This window comes from Priestia sp. VA7 (assembly GCF_055710015.1).
The window spans coordinates 253,585-269,222 of the sequence record NZ_JBVQPN010000002.1; the positions used below are offsets into that span (position 1 = coordinate 253,585).

14 protein-coding genes are annotated in these 15,638 nt (G+C 38.9%); 13 read left to right on the forward strand and 1 reads right to left on the reverse strand.

Annotated elements, in window-relative coordinates; all coding sequences use genetic code 11:
- The first annotated feature begins 20 nt into the window (after nt 1–20).
- The 8 genes from AC0C45_RS07860 (at nt 21) to AC0C45_RS07895 (ending at nt 9,695) form a co-directional block, all read left to right on the forward strand.
- Entirely contained in the window at nt 21–1,508 is a 1,488-nt protein-coding gene (locus tag AC0C45_RS07860; protein ID WP_047932364.1) for an aldehyde dehydrogenase family protein, read from the forward strand.
- Nucleotides 1,509–1,533: 25 nt separating this feature from the next.
- Entirely contained in the window at nt 1,534–2,910 is a 1,377-nt protein-coding gene (locus AC0C45_RS07865; RefSeq protein ID WP_047932363.1) for a putrescine aminotransferase, read from the forward strand.
- 122 nt (nt 2,911–3,032) lie between these two features.
- Entirely contained in the window at nt 3,033–3,989 is a 957-nt protein-coding gene (speB, locus tag AC0C45_RS07870) for an agmatinase (RefSeq protein WP_047932362.1), read from the forward strand.
- Nucleotides 3,990–4,288: 299 nt separating this feature from the next.
- A complete protein-coding gene (locus tag AC0C45_RS07875) occupies nt 4,289–5,668 on the forward strand; it encodes an APC family permease (protein ID WP_257062783.1) in 1,380 nt (459 codons plus the stop codon).
- A 116-nt stretch (nt 5,669–5,784) separates the two neighbouring features.
- Nucleotides 5,785–6,441: an HAD family hydrolase gene (locus AC0C45_RS07880; protein WP_257063228.1), complete on the forward strand. Its 657-nt coding sequence runs from the start codon at nt 5,785–5,787 to the stop codon at nt 6,439–6,441.
- 173 nt (nt 6,442–6,614) lie between these two features.
- Nucleotides 6,615–7,559 (forward strand): ABC transporter substrate-binding protein, encoded by a 945-nt coding sequence (locus AC0C45_RS07885; protein WP_016763165.1) that lies wholly within the window; start codon nt 6,615–6,617, stop codon nt 7,557–7,559.
- Nucleotides 7,560–7,638: 79 nt separating this feature from the next.
- Nucleotides 7,639–8,673 carry a FecCD family ABC transporter permease gene (locus tag AC0C45_RS07890; protein ID WP_034654113.1) on the forward strand — a complete coding sequence of 345 codons (1,035 nt, stop codon included), beginning with the start codon at nt 7,639–7,641 and terminating at the stop codon, nt 8,671–8,673.
- Nucleotides 8,674–8,678: 5 nt separating this feature from the next.
- Nucleotides 8,679–9,695, forward strand: a complete 1,017-nt coding sequence (locus tag AC0C45_RS07895) for a FecCD family ABC transporter permease (protein WP_034654110.1) — start codon at nt 8,679–8,681, stop codon at nt 9,693–9,695.
- Nucleotides 9,696–9,704: 9 nt separating this feature from the next.
- On the opposite strand, the gene AC0C45_RS07900 is transcribed toward AC0C45_RS07895, so the two are convergent.
- Nucleotides 9,705–10,541 carry a DUF3231 family protein gene (locus AC0C45_RS07900; protein WP_472928018.1) on the reverse strand — a complete coding sequence of 279 codons (837 nt, stop codon included), beginning with the start codon at nt 10,539–10,541 and terminating at the stop codon, nt 9,705–9,707.
- Nucleotides 10,542–10,789: 248 nt separating this feature from the next.
- Here AC0C45_RS07900 and nei point away from each other — a divergent pair, with 248 nt between their 5' ends.
- From nei to AC0C45_RS07925, 5 genes are all read left to right on the forward strand, one after another.
- The gene (gene nei, locus AC0C45_RS07905) at nt 10,790–11,608 is read left to right on the forward strand and encodes an endonuclease VIII (RefSeq protein WP_047932356.1); all 819 of its coding nucleotides are present in this window, start codon (nt 10,790–10,792) and stop codon (nt 11,606–11,608) included.
- 105 nt (nt 11,609–11,713) lie between these two features.
- Nucleotides 11,714–12,091, forward strand: a complete 378-nt coding sequence (locus AC0C45_RS07910; RefSeq protein ID WP_034654106.1) for an FAS1-like dehydratase domain-containing protein — start codon at nt 11,714–11,716, stop codon at nt 12,089–12,091.
- 213 nt (nt 12,092–12,304) lie between these two features.
- On the forward strand, nt 12,305–13,684 hold the full coding sequence (locus AC0C45_RS07915) for a DUF6612 family protein (RefSeq protein WP_472928019.1): 1,380 nt from the start codon (nt 12,305–12,307) through the stop codon (nt 13,682–13,684).
- 154 nt (nt 13,685–13,838) lie between these two features.
- Nucleotides 13,839–14,777 (forward strand): N-acetylmuramic acid 6-phosphate etherase, encoded by a 939-nt coding sequence (murQ, locus tag AC0C45_RS07920; protein ID WP_472797283.1) that lies wholly within the window; start codon nt 13,839–13,841, stop codon nt 14,775–14,777.
- Complete coding sequence (locus AC0C45_RS07925; protein WP_034654100.1) at nt 14,759–15,613, forward strand: MurR/RpiR family transcriptional regulator; 855 nt, start codon at nt 14,759–14,761, stop codon at nt 15,611–15,613. Before murQ ends, AC0C45_RS07925 begins: the two co-directional genes overlap by 19 nt.
- The last annotated feature ends 25 nt before the right edge of the window (nt 15,614–15,638 follow it).

A 15,638-nucleotide genomic window follows, 5' to 3' on the forward strand; every position in this document is an offset into this window, starting at 1 on the left:
ATTTAATAAGGAGGTATCTTATGGATCGTACAGCCGTTAAAACGTTAACTTTAAATATGTACATAAACGGAGAGTGGAAAAAAGCAGAGAAGCAGCGTCCTACTGTTAATCCAGCTACAGGTGAAGTGATTGGATATGCTGCAGAAGGCAGCATAGAAGATATGAAAACAGCGATTACAGCAGCACGAGAAGCCTTTGACAGCGGAATTTGGTCTGAGACTTCTGCATCTGAAAGAGCAGCTATCTTATTTAAAATTGCCGATAAGCTTGAAGAAGCGAAAGAAGAATTAGCAGCGCTAGAAACAATGGATAACGGAAAGCCATATCGTGAAGCGGAGGCTGATGTGGAAGATGCGGCTGCTTGTTTTAGATATTACGCTGGATTAATTACAAAGCCAGACGGTCAAACGTACAGTGTTCCTGCACCTATGCAAGCAATGGTTATAAAAGAACCAATTGGGGTGTGCGGACTGATTGTACCTTGGAATTATCCGCTGTTGATGAGCGTGTGGAAAATTGCACCTGCTTTAGCTGCAGGAAATACCATTGTATTTAAACCTTCTGAAGTGACACCGGTTACTTCTACAAAACTTTTTGAGATTTTAGAAAGCGTAGGATTGCCAAAAGGAGTAGCAAACCTTGTTATGGGAGCCGGAGATACTGTAGGAAACACGCTTATTCAAGATAAGCGTGTTGATAAGATTTCCTTTACGGGCGGAACGGTAACTGGAAAACACATCATGCGTCAAGCAGCAGAGAATGTGACGAAAGTCTCTTTAGAACTTGGAGGAAAGTCACCGAACGTTATATTTGCTGACGCTGATTTTGAAACAGCTGTAGATTATGCCTTATTTGGAATTTTTGCAGGGAGCGGCCAAATTTGCGCTGCAGGTTCTCGTATTTTAGTAGAAGAAAGCATCGCTGAGAAATTTATTGAACGTTTTGCAGAGCGTGCTCAAAAAATTAAAGTAGGAAATGGAATGAATCAAGAGATTGAAATGGGCCCTCTTGTAAGTGAAGAACATATGAAAAAAGTATTAAAGTACATCGAAATTGGAAAGCAAGAAGGCGCCCGCCTTGTATGCGGAGGCAATCGAATCACCAGCAGTGGATTGGGAAAAGGATTCTTTGTAGAACCTACGGTTTTTAGTAACGTTACGTCAAATATGAAAATTGTGCAAGATGAAATCTTTGGACCCGTTGTTGTTATTCAAACGTTTAAAGACGAAAAAGAAGCTATTAAGCTTGCAAATGATACGGAATACGGTTTGGCAGGCAGTGTGTTTACAAACGACGGCGCAAAAGCTCTTCGGGTGATTAAAAAGCTGCGTGCGGGCATCACTTGGGTAAACACATATCATTTTACATTTAACGAAGCGCCTTGGGGCGGATATAAACAGAGCGGAATTGGTCGAGGACTGGGCACGTTTGGATTGGAAGAATTTCAAGAAGTAAAACAAATTAATATTAATTTACAAGTAGAGCCAATCGGCTGGTTTAAAAATTAAAAAGTAGAGAAGGAGCGATATTAAAATGAATACAGTGACGAAAAATCAAGAGGTAAACAAAGCATATGGTGAAGTAAACGAATATATCAACAAAGTGCTGGGGCTTATTGAAAAAAGCGAAGTGTCAGCTGAAGAAGCACAGTGGATTACGAAAGAAACAGTAGACGGATTTCGTGAACATGTCAACCCAGGCTTTTTAGAATATCGCAAAACAGTAACGGTGGATACGCAGTTTGCAGCTGTTGAATGGTCAGATGAAGGCTCTTGTTTTACGGATGTAAACGGTAAAAAATACATTGATTGTTTGGGCGGATTTGGAATTTATAACGTGGGGCACCGCCATCCTAAAGTAGTCAAAGCTGTTCAAGATCAGCTTCAGCGTCAAGCGCTCCATAGCCAAGACTTATTAGATCCACTTCGTGCGATGCTTGCGAAAATTTTAGCAGATATTACACCGGGGGATTTGAAGTATTCCTTTTTCACAAACAGCGGAACAGAAAGTGTAGAAGCTGCTTTAAAATTAGCGAAAATGTATAGTGATCGAAAAACGTTTATTTCCACAACACGTTCTTTTCACGGAAAAAGTCTAGGTTCTTTATCAGGTACGGCAAAAGGAATGTTCCGCAAACCATTTCTGCCGTTAATTCCAGGTTTCCGTCACGTACCGTTTGGTGATATTGACATGATGCGCAAAACATTTGAAACGTGCGCGCTTGTAGGGGAAGATGTGGCAGCTGTTTTATTAGAACCAATTCAAGGAGAAGGCGGCATTATTCTTCCTCCTGAAAATTATTTAAAAGAAGTGCGTGCACTATGTGATGAGTACGATGCTATCTTAATTTTTGATGAAGTTCAAACAGGTATGGGACGTACCGGTGAAATGTTTGCATCAGAACTATACGATGTTGTACCCGATATTTTATGTCTTGCTAAAGCGTTTGGAGGAGGAGTTATGCCTGCTGGCGCGGTTGTAGCAAAAGAAAAAGTGTTTTCAAGTTTCTTTGATAATCCGTTTATGCACACAACAACGTTTGGAGGCAACCCGCTTGCCTGCGCAGCCGCTATTGCCACCATTAACGTGTTGATTGAAGAACAGCTGCCAAACCGTGCAAAAGAGCTGGGAGAATATTTCCTTGCTGGTTTAAAGAAAGCAGCTGAAAAACATGGAGATAAAGTACTTGAAATCAGAGGGCAAGGTTTAATGATTGGAATTGAGTTTCACCAAGATGAAATTGGCTACGCGCTTTCTAAAGGTATGTTTGATGAAGGGATTCTAGTAGCCGGGACGCTTGTAAACTCTAAAACAATTCGTATTGAGCCACCGTTGACTATTTCAGCGGAAGAAGTAGATCAAGTCATTTCTACATTTGAAAAAGTATTAAATGAGCTGAATCACCAATAAATGTAACAAGGAGCAATGAATATGAGTCGGCAAACGTTTCTTATTCCCGTATTGCTTTCAATGATTTTAGTAGTGGAAATGCCTAGTGACTAATTGAAATCATTGAAACGGAGGAGTAAATTATGAAATATCCATTGTCCCCAGATGTCAAACCGGAATTTTGTACAACGGGCTCATTTATGAGGCTGCCAGCGGAAAGAGAAAATGCAAAAGTAGGGCTAGTAGGGATGCCGTTTGATACGGCAGCATCTTTCAGAGTAGGTGCGCGCTTTGCACCTCAGGCAATTCGGCAAGCTTCCATGACGCTGTTTCCTTATCACCCGGTACACGACGTATATCCATTCGATGATACAAATGCTATCGATATTGGTGATGTGCCCGTTATTCCGCATAATATTCACAGAAGCTATGAATTAATGGAAGAAGCGGTAGGCACTCTTATGGATAGAGGAATTGTTCCAATTGGAATTGGAGGAGATCATTCGATTACCTTAGCAAGCCTTCGTGCTGCTGCTAAAAGATATGGTCCAGTGGCTATGATTCATTTTGATTCTCATACAGACACGTGGGATACGTATTACGATGAAAAATATTGGCACGGATCTCCTTTTATACGCGCATATGAGGAAGGACTAGTAGATCCAAAGAAGGTCTTTCAAATCGGTATCAGAGGAACATTAAATCATCCGGGAGATGTTCAAGAAAGCAAAGACCTCGGTTATCATGTAGTAACGGCAGGGGAGCTTGAACATCAAGGATTTTCAATGGTTTTAGAGCAAATGAAGACAGCCATTGGAGATACGCCGTGTTTTTTAACGTTTGATATTGATTTTGTTGATCCTTCTTGTGCACCAGGAACAGGAACGCTTGAAGTAGGCGGATTCAGCAGCAGAGAAACGCTGCAAATGATCCGTTCTCTGGCGGAATTTAACTATGTTGGATTTGACCTGGTGGAAGTGCTGCCTTCTTATGATCCAACTCAGATAACCTCGTTGCTTGCAGCTACAATCATTCATGATTTTGCTAGTTTAGTTGCAGTGAAAACGAAAAGACAGTCATTGGATACGATGATTGAATAACGGCTTGTAAGCAGAAATCCCTCTTATTCAGAGGGTATTTCTGCGTTGATATAACAGGAGATTAGGAACATATAGCTATTTAAAATAAAGCGCTTTCATAATATGATAAAAGAAAAAGATAGTTTGTTAGCAACCCTTACCAACTTAAAGAAATAAATCATATATTTGTTATAGTAAATGTAACTACTCTTTATATAAAAATGAATGAAAGTCATTCATTTTTATATAAAGAAATTAAATACAGGCATTTATGGATTTAATTGTCAGAATGTTCTTAATAAATAGAAGGGGGAAGATAAATGAAACATGAAACAGTAACATTAAAAAGGTCGTTGAAATTATGGCAGATTGTATTAATGGGGATCGGATATATGACTCCGATGGTAGTGTTTGATACGTTTGGGATTGCGTCTGATATGACGAATGGACACGTTCCCACGTCTTATATCATAGCCCTTGTCGGGATGCTTCTCACAGCAGTAAGCTACAAAAAGATGATTCAAGTGTTTCCAAATGCAGGGTCAGCTTATACATATACGCAAAAGACAATCAATCCACATTTAGGATTCTTAGTTGGCTGGTCTGCACTAATGGATTATCTCTTTTTACCGATGGTTAACGCACTTATTTTTCAAATTTATTTATCATCTATTTTTCCTTCGGTACCATCGTGGATTTGGGTTGTCAGCTTCGTCATTATCGTTACGCTGCTAAATTTACGAAGCGTTAATTTCACCGCCAATTTCAATACGTTTCTTGTTGTATTTCAAATGACGATTTTAGTATTGTTTGTTGCTGTTTCAATCAAAGCCCTGCTAGGAGGAATGGGGGAAGGTACTCTTTTTTCTATGAAGCCTTTCTTTAATCAGAACATGACGTCATCAGGGCTAATAGCAGGAGCCACACTTATGTGTTTTTCCTATTTAGGATTTGATGCAGTGGCTATGTTATCAGAAGAAACGCCTAATCCTAAAAAAACGATTCCGCAAGCTATTTTTTTAGTTGCGTTAATCGGAGGAGTCATGTTTACCGTGACATCTTATTTTATTCAAGCGGTTTTTCCAACGTTAGAAGGATTCAAGCATCCAGACGCTGCGGCTCCTGAAATTGCTATGTATGTGAGCGGTACGCTGTTTCAAATTGTCTTTTTAGCTGGAGGAATTGCAGGAACATTATCGTCAGGCATGTCATCGCATGCAAGCGTTTCGCGTTTATTATACGTAATGGGACGCGATCGAATTTTACCTCAGTCATTTTTTGGTTATGTTCATCCTAAGCTGCGCACTCCCTCTCGAAATATTGTATTAGTCGGAGTTGTATCAGCAACTGCCATTTTCTTCAGTCTGGCAACGGCTACGTCATTTATTAATTTTGGAGCACTCATTGCGTTTTCTTTTGTTAATATTTCGGTTATTGCGCACTATGCTGTTCATCAAAAGCAGCACCGGTCGGCTAAGGGGTTTTGGTCATACATTGTTATGCCACTATTAGGAGCCGCAGCGATTGGCGTTTTATGGCTTAACTTGGAGCGCAATTCATTTTTACTTGGTATTGGCTGGGCGATTGCTGGTTTAGTTTATTTAGTGTATGCAACGAAAGGTTTTAGAAGGCAGCTGTCTTCCATTGAGTTTAAGGAAACAGAAGAAATGTCACCTTTGATGAAAGTCGGAGAAAAGTAAGGATAGAAACTACCTGTTTAAGCCTATCTTATTAAGGAAGCCACATTTATGGATTACGTATTTTGAACGTGTTACTATGTAAGAACGATAAGATAGAAAAAGGTAGGTAAATTATGATTAAAGCAGTTGTGTTTGATTTTGATGGATTAATTATTGATACAGAATCTGTATGGTACGAGGTGTACCGCGAAATGTTAGAAGACAGGGGAGTAGATCTACCGATTGCAACGTTTGCTTCTTATGTAGGAACGGATGCTACGGCACTTTACGATTACTTGCTTCAGCAGTTTAACAATGAGTTCACAAAAGAGGAACTAGCTCAAGAATCGTTAAGACGTCATCAAGAAAAAATGAAATCATTAGTAGCCCGAGAAGGTGTAGCGGAGTACTTGGCAGAAGCAAAAGAACTTGGATTGAAAATTGGTTTAGCAAGCAGCTCATATCGTGACTGGGTAACAGCATTTTTAAAAGAGCTAGATTTGCTGCACTATTTTGAAGTCATTCAAACGCGCGATGATGTAGAAAAAGTGAAGCCAGATCCCGCTCTTTACCGAAATGCAATTGAAAAGCTAGGAGTAGACCCCTCTGAAACTTTGGCATTTGAAGATTCTTCTAATGGAGCAAAAGCTGCTATGGCAGCAGGCTTGCGCTGTGTGATTGTACCAAATCCGTTAACTAAACATCTGTCGTTCGAAAGATATCACTTACACATCGAATCGATGAAAGAGAAAAGTTTAAAAGAAGTGATTCAGTATCTTTGTATTGAAGATTAAAAAGAAAGGACGCTCCTACTGCGTCCTTTCTTTTTTTATAGAATAGATATAATTTTTTTAATTAAAAAATAACGAATCAGCTTGTTTAAATAGATAAAACTGATATAATGATAACGATTATCAGTTTCAAGAGTCGATTATCTACATAAAGATACAAGCAGGAGGAATGACATTTGAATAAGAAAAAAATAGGACTGCTGGCTTTTATTACAATGCTGGCAATCGGAATGCTTATCGGCTGCAGCAGCACGAATAAGGGAAATTCAGCTGATGAAAAAAGTGAAAAAACAAGAGTGGTCAAGCATGAGCTTGGAGAGACAAAGGTAAAAGAGAATCCAAAGCGAGTAGTCGTATTAGAGTTAGGCTTTATTGATGCATTGTTAGATGCTGGTATCAAACCTGTAGGAGTAGCTGATGATGATAAAGCAGAACAGCTTATTGATAAAGATGTACTAAAAGAAATCAAAGGATACAAATCAGTTGGCACGCGAGCGCAGCCAAGCTTGGAATCGATTAAACTGCTGAAGCCCGATTTGATTATCGCCGATTCAGAACGTCATAAAAATGTATACAAAGAATTATCGAAAATTGCGCCAACGATTGAGTTGAAAAACTTAAATGCTAATTACGATGATTTACTAAATACAGAGTTAAAAGTAGGAGAAGCGGTTGGCAAGAAAGCAAAAGTTGAAAAAGTGGTAGAAGAGCATAAGCAAAAAATGAAGGATTTAAAAGCAAAAGCACCAAAAAATCCGGGCAATGTACTGGTTATCGCTGATGCAAATGGTAATATTAATGCTAGAACTTCAAATTTCTTTACAACGGGTGTTCTTGAGCAATTAGGCTTCAAAAATGCATTAACAGATCCTACAAAAGAGTACAGTGTAAAAATGACAATGGAACAGCTTGTAAAAGCAGATCCGGACAAACTCATTGTTATGCGAAATGAAAAAGGTCATACGCCTTTAGCAAAACAGCCATTATGGAAAGAGCTAAAAGCGGTTAAAAATAATCAAGTGTATGAAGTTGATGTATTTAAATGGTCTCTTCGCCGAAGTGTACAAGGTGCAAATGGTATTGCAGATGAAGCAGAAAAGTTATTATTTGAAGGCAAATAATAACGAAGAAAAGAACAATCCAGCGGGATTGTTCTTTTCTTTTTAATGAACTTTCAAATGGAAGGAGGCGCATTCTACTATGAAAGCTGTTCACGGCTTATCCAAAAGAAACAAATCTCCGCTTCGTATAATAGCTACTTTTCTTGCGGTTATTATTCTTTTACTGATTTCAATGTTTTTATCTATTTCCATCGGTTCTATACATATTTCTTTTGGAACGATTAAGCAAGCTATACTAAATTTTGACGGATCAAAAGAACAGTCTATTATTCAAACTGTGCGTCTGCCTCGCTTATTGGTAACGGCATTTGTTGGCGCTAATTTGGCTGTCGCTGGAGCTTTGATGCAAGCATTAACTAGAAATCCGTTAGCTTCTCCTGGAATTTTTGGTATTAATGCCGGCGCATCAGCGGCAATGGTATTTTTAACGGTTTTAGTGCCTAGTGTAAGCATGATTGGCGGGGTATTTGGTGCATTTTTAGGAGGCGCATTTGCTGCTGTTATTGTTTATGTCATGAGTTCGTTGATTAAAGGAGGCGACAGTGATGTAAAGCTTGCTTTAACAGGTGTTGCTATACAAGGTATGCTTATGTCTCTCACGCAAACGCTGCTGATTTTTAATGAAAGCAAAACAGAAGGCGTTATGTTCTGGCTCACCGGTTCAGTTATTGGGCGAGATTGGGGACATGTTCATGTATTGGTTCCTTTTAGCATCGCGGGCCTGCTTATTGCGTTTGGTCTGGGAAGAGCGTCTTCTTTATTGTCTTTGGGAGATGACGTAGCTAGAGGACTCGGGCAGCGAGTCTTTGCCATTAGAGCGTTCACTGCAGTTGTTGTGATTGTATTAGCAGGTGTTTCGGTGGCAATTGCGGGTCCCATTGGCTTTGTAGGGCTTGTTGTTCCTCATATGGTACGCTATTTAATAGGTGTAGATTACCGGTTCGTTTTGCCAATGAGCGCGCTGCTTGGTGCATCTTTATTGCTGCTAGCAGACGTATTATCACGATTTATTACATACCCGTATGAGACTCCTGTAGGTGCAGTAACAGCATTGCTCGGAACGCCGTACTTTATTTACTTAGCGAGACGCAAAAAAACAGAAAGGAAGGCATGAGTTATATGCAGACTGTCAATAAAACAAAAAAGCAGCCATCTCGATTCAAGTCTGTCGGCCTGTTTATCATTCTTTCTGTCTTAATTATAGCGCTGAGTGTGATAAGCCTTAGCTTAGGAGACATTAACATACCTCCTCTAGACATTATTACGTCTTTTATTGGTATTGGCGATCCTGACTTGACGTCCATTTTAGTAGAATTTCGTCTGCCTCGTATTTTGCTGGCTATTTTAACAGGAGTCGGCCTAGCTGTGTCCGGAGTCGTCGTACAGTCCATTATGAGAAATCCGCTCGCTAGTCCAGATACATTAGGTCTATCAAGCGGATCAGGATTAGCAGCTGTTGCAGTCACTATTTTACTGCCTTTAGCAACCCCATCCGTTTTATCCGTCGCTGCGTTTGCAGGAGGCTCGCTTGTCTTTGTAATCGTCTATTTGCTTGCTTATAAAAAAGGAGTAGAACCTATTCGATTTGCATTAATAGGTGTAGCAGTCAGCGCTTTTTGTTCATCCGGTATTCACTTGTTAATTTCAAAAGCAAATCCAAACGTAAATGCGGCACTGATTTGGCTGAGCGGCAGCTTATGGGGAAGAACATGGGATCAATTAATTGGTTTACTTCCCTGGGTCGTTATATTAGTACCGCTGATTTGGCTGTTAGCTGCCCGGTTAGATTTAATTCATCTAGGTGATGAAGTGGCTCGAGGACTAGGGGCTAGAGTAGAGTTAATTCGTCTAGTATTGCTGGCAAGCGCAGTGGCAATGACGGCTGCGGTTGTATCGGTGGTTGGCACAATTGGCTTTGTAGGGCTTATTATTCCTCATGTGGCCAAGCGGTTAGTGGGACCGAGACACAAAAAATTGATTCCTACAGCCGCTTTGCTTGGCGCTTTGTTTGTACTAGCAGCAGATTTAATTGGGAGAGGAATTGCTCCTCCGATTGAAATTCCGGCTGGGCTAATCATCGGCATTATCGGCGCTCCGTATTTTCTTTATTTATTGTGGAGAGAATCTAAAAAATAAGCTCGCGCTTTAGCGCGAGCTTATTTTTATTCCAAATGAATTTTTTGGGAATGGAATATGCGGAGGCTCTTCTAGCCATCCTTGTTCAATACTTATTCTTGATACTTCTTTGGCGTATTCCAAAATTTCATTCGTGAAGTTTGTATAGTTTAAAGCGAGATCTAAACGCGGGCTCGTTGACATCGCCAGCCCGTATCCACGTACATTTTCAGTAATCATCGCGGCCAGGTGAAACATCATGAGTTTTTCTGAAAATGGAGGAATGGAAGACTTTTCTACTCCGTAATCCCACTTCATTGTGACCGGTATGTTTTCTACCATTAGCGGTTGTGACAGGGATTCAATGTGCTGCTGTACCTGCTCTCTACCTTTTAACAAAAAAGCTTGAATTTCCTGAGAAGGAGCTGTTTGAGCAAACCCTAAAATTAAATCCTTTGCAATTAAGTTCGTCTGTATGCTTGACACGATATGAGAAATTTCAATGACCGTTAACGGCCGTTTTTCATCAAAATAGCTTCCTAAGAAGAGTTCTTTATCGTTTGAAATATGCTTCAAATAAAGCAAATAAAAAGAATCCGAAAATAATTTTAGAGCTTCAACATTAAGGTCTTCTTCGCCGAAACCTAGCGGGGTTGGCATATTTTCTTTTAAAAAGATAGCAGTGAGCGCATCACTGTTTTTTGTTGTGATGTGCAGTGTACCTTGAATCGCTTTTTGAATATCTAAATCGTCTACATGACACAGAAAATGGTTAAGCATACAAGAAATTGCTTTATCGTTCATATATTGCTTCCAAATAACAGCCATCTCGGCGGCTGATAGTGGAGAAAATGATTGATTGTTCATAATAAACTCCTCATATATAGATAATTAACAAGTTTCTAAAAGGTTATCAACTAGTATAAGTCAAAGGAAGTAAGATAAACACTATAGAAAGTAAAAAAAGTATCAACATTTTACTATAAGAGTAACCGTCATGCATAATTTAAAGGTTCTTTTAGGAAAAGAAGAGTTCAACCGCTTCTTTCTTGCAAAGCAGAAATAAAACCGAAATAATAAATGAAGAAAGTTAGGCAAGAAAGGAGTTTCATTATATGCCAGAAGGTCCAGAAATTAGACGAGCAGCCGATGAAGTGGAAAAAGCGATTATTAGTCTTCCCGTTAGCGAGATATGGTTTGCTTTTCCATCTTTACAGCATTACGAAGAAGTATTAACGGGTGCTCGTATTAAAAGGGTAGATACAAAAGGGAAGGCTATGCTTATTCGTTTTGACAATGGCTATACCATTTATTCACATAATCAGCTTTATGGAAAATGGTATGTACGTTCATCTTACAATTATCCATCTACAAACAGACAGTTGCGTCTTGCTATTCATAATGAAAAGAAATCAGCGTTGCTCTATAGCGCTTCTGATATTGAAGTATTGCGTGATGAAGAAGTTTCTGCTCATCCTTTTGTATCAAGAGTAGGTCCGGATATTTTAAGTGAAGAAGTAACGGCAAATGAGCTTTTAGATCGCTTTTACTCTAAGCGATTTTACCGCAGAAAATGGGCGTCGCTGCTGCTAGACCAAAGCTTTATAGCGGGGATTGGAAATTATTTGCGCAGTGAAATCCTATTTGTAGCGGGAATTAATCCTGCATCTCGTCCGGTAGACTGCACGGAAGAACAGCTTAAAAAGGCAGCTGAAGCAACCATTTCTCTTGTCAAACAGTCCTATGAAACAGGTGGCATTACAAATGATGTAAAGCTTGCTGAAACGTTAAAAAAGAAAGGCCAAAAGCGCTCTGAATACCGCCACTGGGTTTTTAACCGTGAAGGAGAAGCTTGCCGAATTGACGGCACGCATATCTTAAAAGTGCAAGCTGCTTCTAGAAGGCTTTATTACTGTCCTACTTGTCAAAAATAGCAGGATATATTTATTCTGCTATTTTTTTGATGCGGGAATGAATGACTGTTCATTTTTTGTGATATAGTTAAAAAGTAAAGTCTTAATCTTAAGGGGAGGGATAAGATGGAATGTAAAACAGGAGATACATTTACGTGGCAAAGAACGTTTCAAGAGGAAGAAATCATGCAGTTTGCAGAGATGACTGGAGACCGGGGCAAACATCATATAGAACGTGACGAAAAAGGGCGGCTAATGGTGCATGGACTTATGACTGCTAGCATTGGAACAAAAATAGGAGGAGACTTAAACTATATTGCAAGAGAAATGGTGAGTGAATTTCTTCGTCCAGTTTTTGCAGGAGATACAGTTACCTGTGAATGCATATTAACTGAAGTAGAAAAAGCAGATGGTTTTCAAAAAGTGAAAATTAAATCAGTATATCGAAATCAACAAGGTAAAGAAGTACTGATAGGGACAAGTAATGGAATTATTAGAGATTAAAATGAAAACGTTAACAAAAATAAGTTATGAAGGTTGTTAGAAAAGTCACGGATTCGTGACTTTTTTATTGTGCAATTTCCTTCTTTTGTTGGTTACCATTTAAATGTAAATATGGTAATTTAATAAAGTTGGGTTTTGTAAATGGTAAAAATGTGTATTTACTAAGTACATAGATTCTTATTTTTGGAAAAATATTTAAAAAGGAGTTCTTACATGAAAAAAATAATGAATACCAGCTTAGCACTATCATTCGCTCTATTGCTTTCGGCATGTGGGATGCCGTCTTCAGAGGAATTAACGGGTGACGTGAAAGAAGCACAAGAAAAGGTGAAAAATGTTCAAGTGAAGGTCACTGGAAAAGAAGAAGGGTCCTCTGATTACCAAGTAAACGGAGTACAAGAGTTTGATTTTAAAAGTAAAGCAGGTTACATTAACACAAAAATGAACGGCGAAGAATTGAAGATGTATCATGACGGTGATGAAACGTTAGCTGTGGCTGGAGAAGAAAGCACAAAAGTACAGGGAGAAGAAAAAAAGTACGTTACGGCTTTAATCAATAACGCTAGGGAGCTTCAACAAAATCCAATACGCTACTATCAAAAATATGATAAAAATCTTCCAGATGAATTTGACGTCACTGAAAAAGACAAAGAGTATGTATTAACATTTAACGGAGACAAAGGCAAAAAGCAAAAAATTGTAGCAGGTGATGCTAAAGCTTATTATAAAATAACAAATCAAGGCAGCGATACCGCTGTAGACCTTGACCAAGTTAAAGGAAAAGATTTTTCGCTTGTTGTGACAATTGATAAAGAAACGAAGCAAATAAAGAAAGTAGTAAAAAATCAGTCGTATTCAGTTAAAGTAGACGGAAAAACAGAAAACTCAAATTCTAAGCAAACGTATACGTATACATACAATCAATTAGACAATGTAACAAAACCAAAAGTGGAAGCAAAAGCCGCTGCTGCTTCTACAGATAGCAGCACCGAAACACCAAATAAAGAAAAGCAAGCTGCTTATGCGAAGGAAGCGGAACAATATGTGGATGCTTTAATTCAAGCAACTGTTTATCAAAATACAGATCAATTTGTTGCTAAACATCCGAATCAGCAAGATAAGAAACAGGTGAAAGAAAAAGGGGAGTTCCAAAAGAGTTCGTTTGTAGAGTTTTTTGAAACGAATTTTAAAGGTGCCTTATCATCATTGAGCTCAAATATAACCGACGAGCAGTTAAACGAAGTAAGCAGCGCGTTTCTAAAAGCTCTTTCATCTACAAAATATACCATTAAAGATGCAGCGTATAGTGATGAAGATGATGCGTACGTCGTACAAGTCGAAATTCAAGGATTTAACGATGCAAGTGTATTAGCAGAAGTCATGACACCACTTGCAGAAAAATATCAGGCGGGTGAGTTGAGTAACGAGCAGTTAGTAAACGAACTTATTGACGGAGTAGCAAAACGTTATCGTGAGCCAGTTGAATTACTTCCGGCAAAAACAGTCCCTGTACACGTCGTAAGAAATGGTGAACAAGATTACGAAGTTTTAATGCAAGATGAGTATCTGTTAACATTTGCTCAACAATCATAAATAGACATAAAAAAGATTTCAGCTATATGCCTGAAGTCTTTTTTATGTTAATTATAAAATATAATTTTAAAAAATAAAATAATTATTGAAATTATATTTTAAACAAATTATAATAACCATAACTTCACTACATGATGAAAAAGAAGCCGAAAAGATGAATGAACAGCTTACGTTATTAACAACAGAGTCCCAAAACGAACAGACAATGAAGATCGATACAGCTAGTACAAAAGAAATTTTAAACATAATGAATACAGAAGATCAAAAAGTGGCGCTGGCTGTACAAAAAGTACTTCCAGACGTAGAGGTGGCAGTTGAATTTGTAAGTGAATCGTTTCAAAAGAAAGGCCGGCTTATTTATGTAGGCGCAGGAACAAGCGGACGACTGGGAGTATTGGATGCTGTTGAATGCCCGCCTACTTTCAGTACCAATCCTGATCAGGTACAGGGATTGATGGCTGGAGGAGAAAAAGCATTTGTTAAAGCAGTTGAAGGTGCTGAAGATAAAGAAGAATTGGGAGCAGCAGATTTACAAAAAATTTATTTGAATGAACGAGACACAGTCATTGGAAGTGCTGCAAGCGGACGCACTCCTTATGTGATTGGTGCATTAAGATATGCAAAATCTGTAAAAGCTAAAACGGTGGCGCTGTCTTGCAATGGTAATTCTCTTATTGGAAAAGAAGCGGACCATAGTATTGAGGTGGTAGTAGGGCCGGAAGTGCTAACAGGTTCCACAAGGTTAAAAGCAGCAAGCGCTCATAAAATGATTCTCAACATGATTTCTACAGCGGCTATGATCAAAGTAGGAAAAGCGTATGAAAACTTAATGATAGATGTTCATGTGAGTAATGAAAAGCTTAAAGAACGAGCAATAGGTATTATTTGTAAAATTACAGGTGTTTCTTATGAGCAAGCAAGTCAAACGCTTGAAGAAGCAAATAATGAGGTAAAAACAGCAGTGGTTATGATCAAAACAAATGAAAATTATGACACCGCGAAGATGTTACTGAATAATGCGGACGGTTATGTGAGAAAAGCGATTGAACATTACGTATATAAAGGAGAGAAACGATGTCAACAGGCGGATTAACAATGATTAAAAACACGGTGGCTAAGCTTCCTGATTCGGAGAGGAAAATTGCTGAATATATTTTAAACAACCCGCATACTGTGGTAAACAGTACGGCTGGAGAATTAGGTAGACTAGCGAATGCGAGCAGTGCTGCTGTTATTCGTTTGTGCAAATCTATCGGGGTTAGCGGGTTTCAAGAATTAAAGGTAAGAGTAGCCGGTGATTTAGCCAGAGATACGGAGCAAGGATACCGCGATATTGAAACAAATGAAACGATTCAATCTATTGTCAAAAAAACGGCAAGCAACAGCATTCAAAGTCTAAGTGATACGGCCGAGCTTGTGAATTATAAAGAAGCAGAGCGGGCTGTTTTGGCGCTGATTGAAGCCAAAAACATTCATTTTTTTGGAATCGGTGCTTCACATATTATTGCTATAGATGCGCAGCAAAAATTTCTTCGAATTAATAAAAATGCCACGGCTTTTGCAGATAGCCATTTAGCAGCTACACTCATCGCAAATGCAAGTAAAGACGATGTAGTTGTGGGTATTTCTTTTTCAGGGGAGACTCCTGAAGTAAGCAACGTCTTATCTTTAGCTAAAAACCGCGGAGTAAAGACGATTAGCTTAACCAAGTACGGACAGTCCACCGTTTCGTCTTTAGCTGATATTTGTTTGTATACGTCTTATTCTCAAGAAGCGCCGTTTCGAAGCGCAGCTACATCGTCTCGTTTAGCCCAGCTTTACGTGATTGATGTGTTATTTTTAAGTATTGCAGCGCAGCAGTATGACCAAACGATTGAGTATATTGACAAAACAAGAGATGCCATTCAGTTTTTGAAAGGTAAGAAATAAAAAAAGAAAGCGATTACAAAAAGGG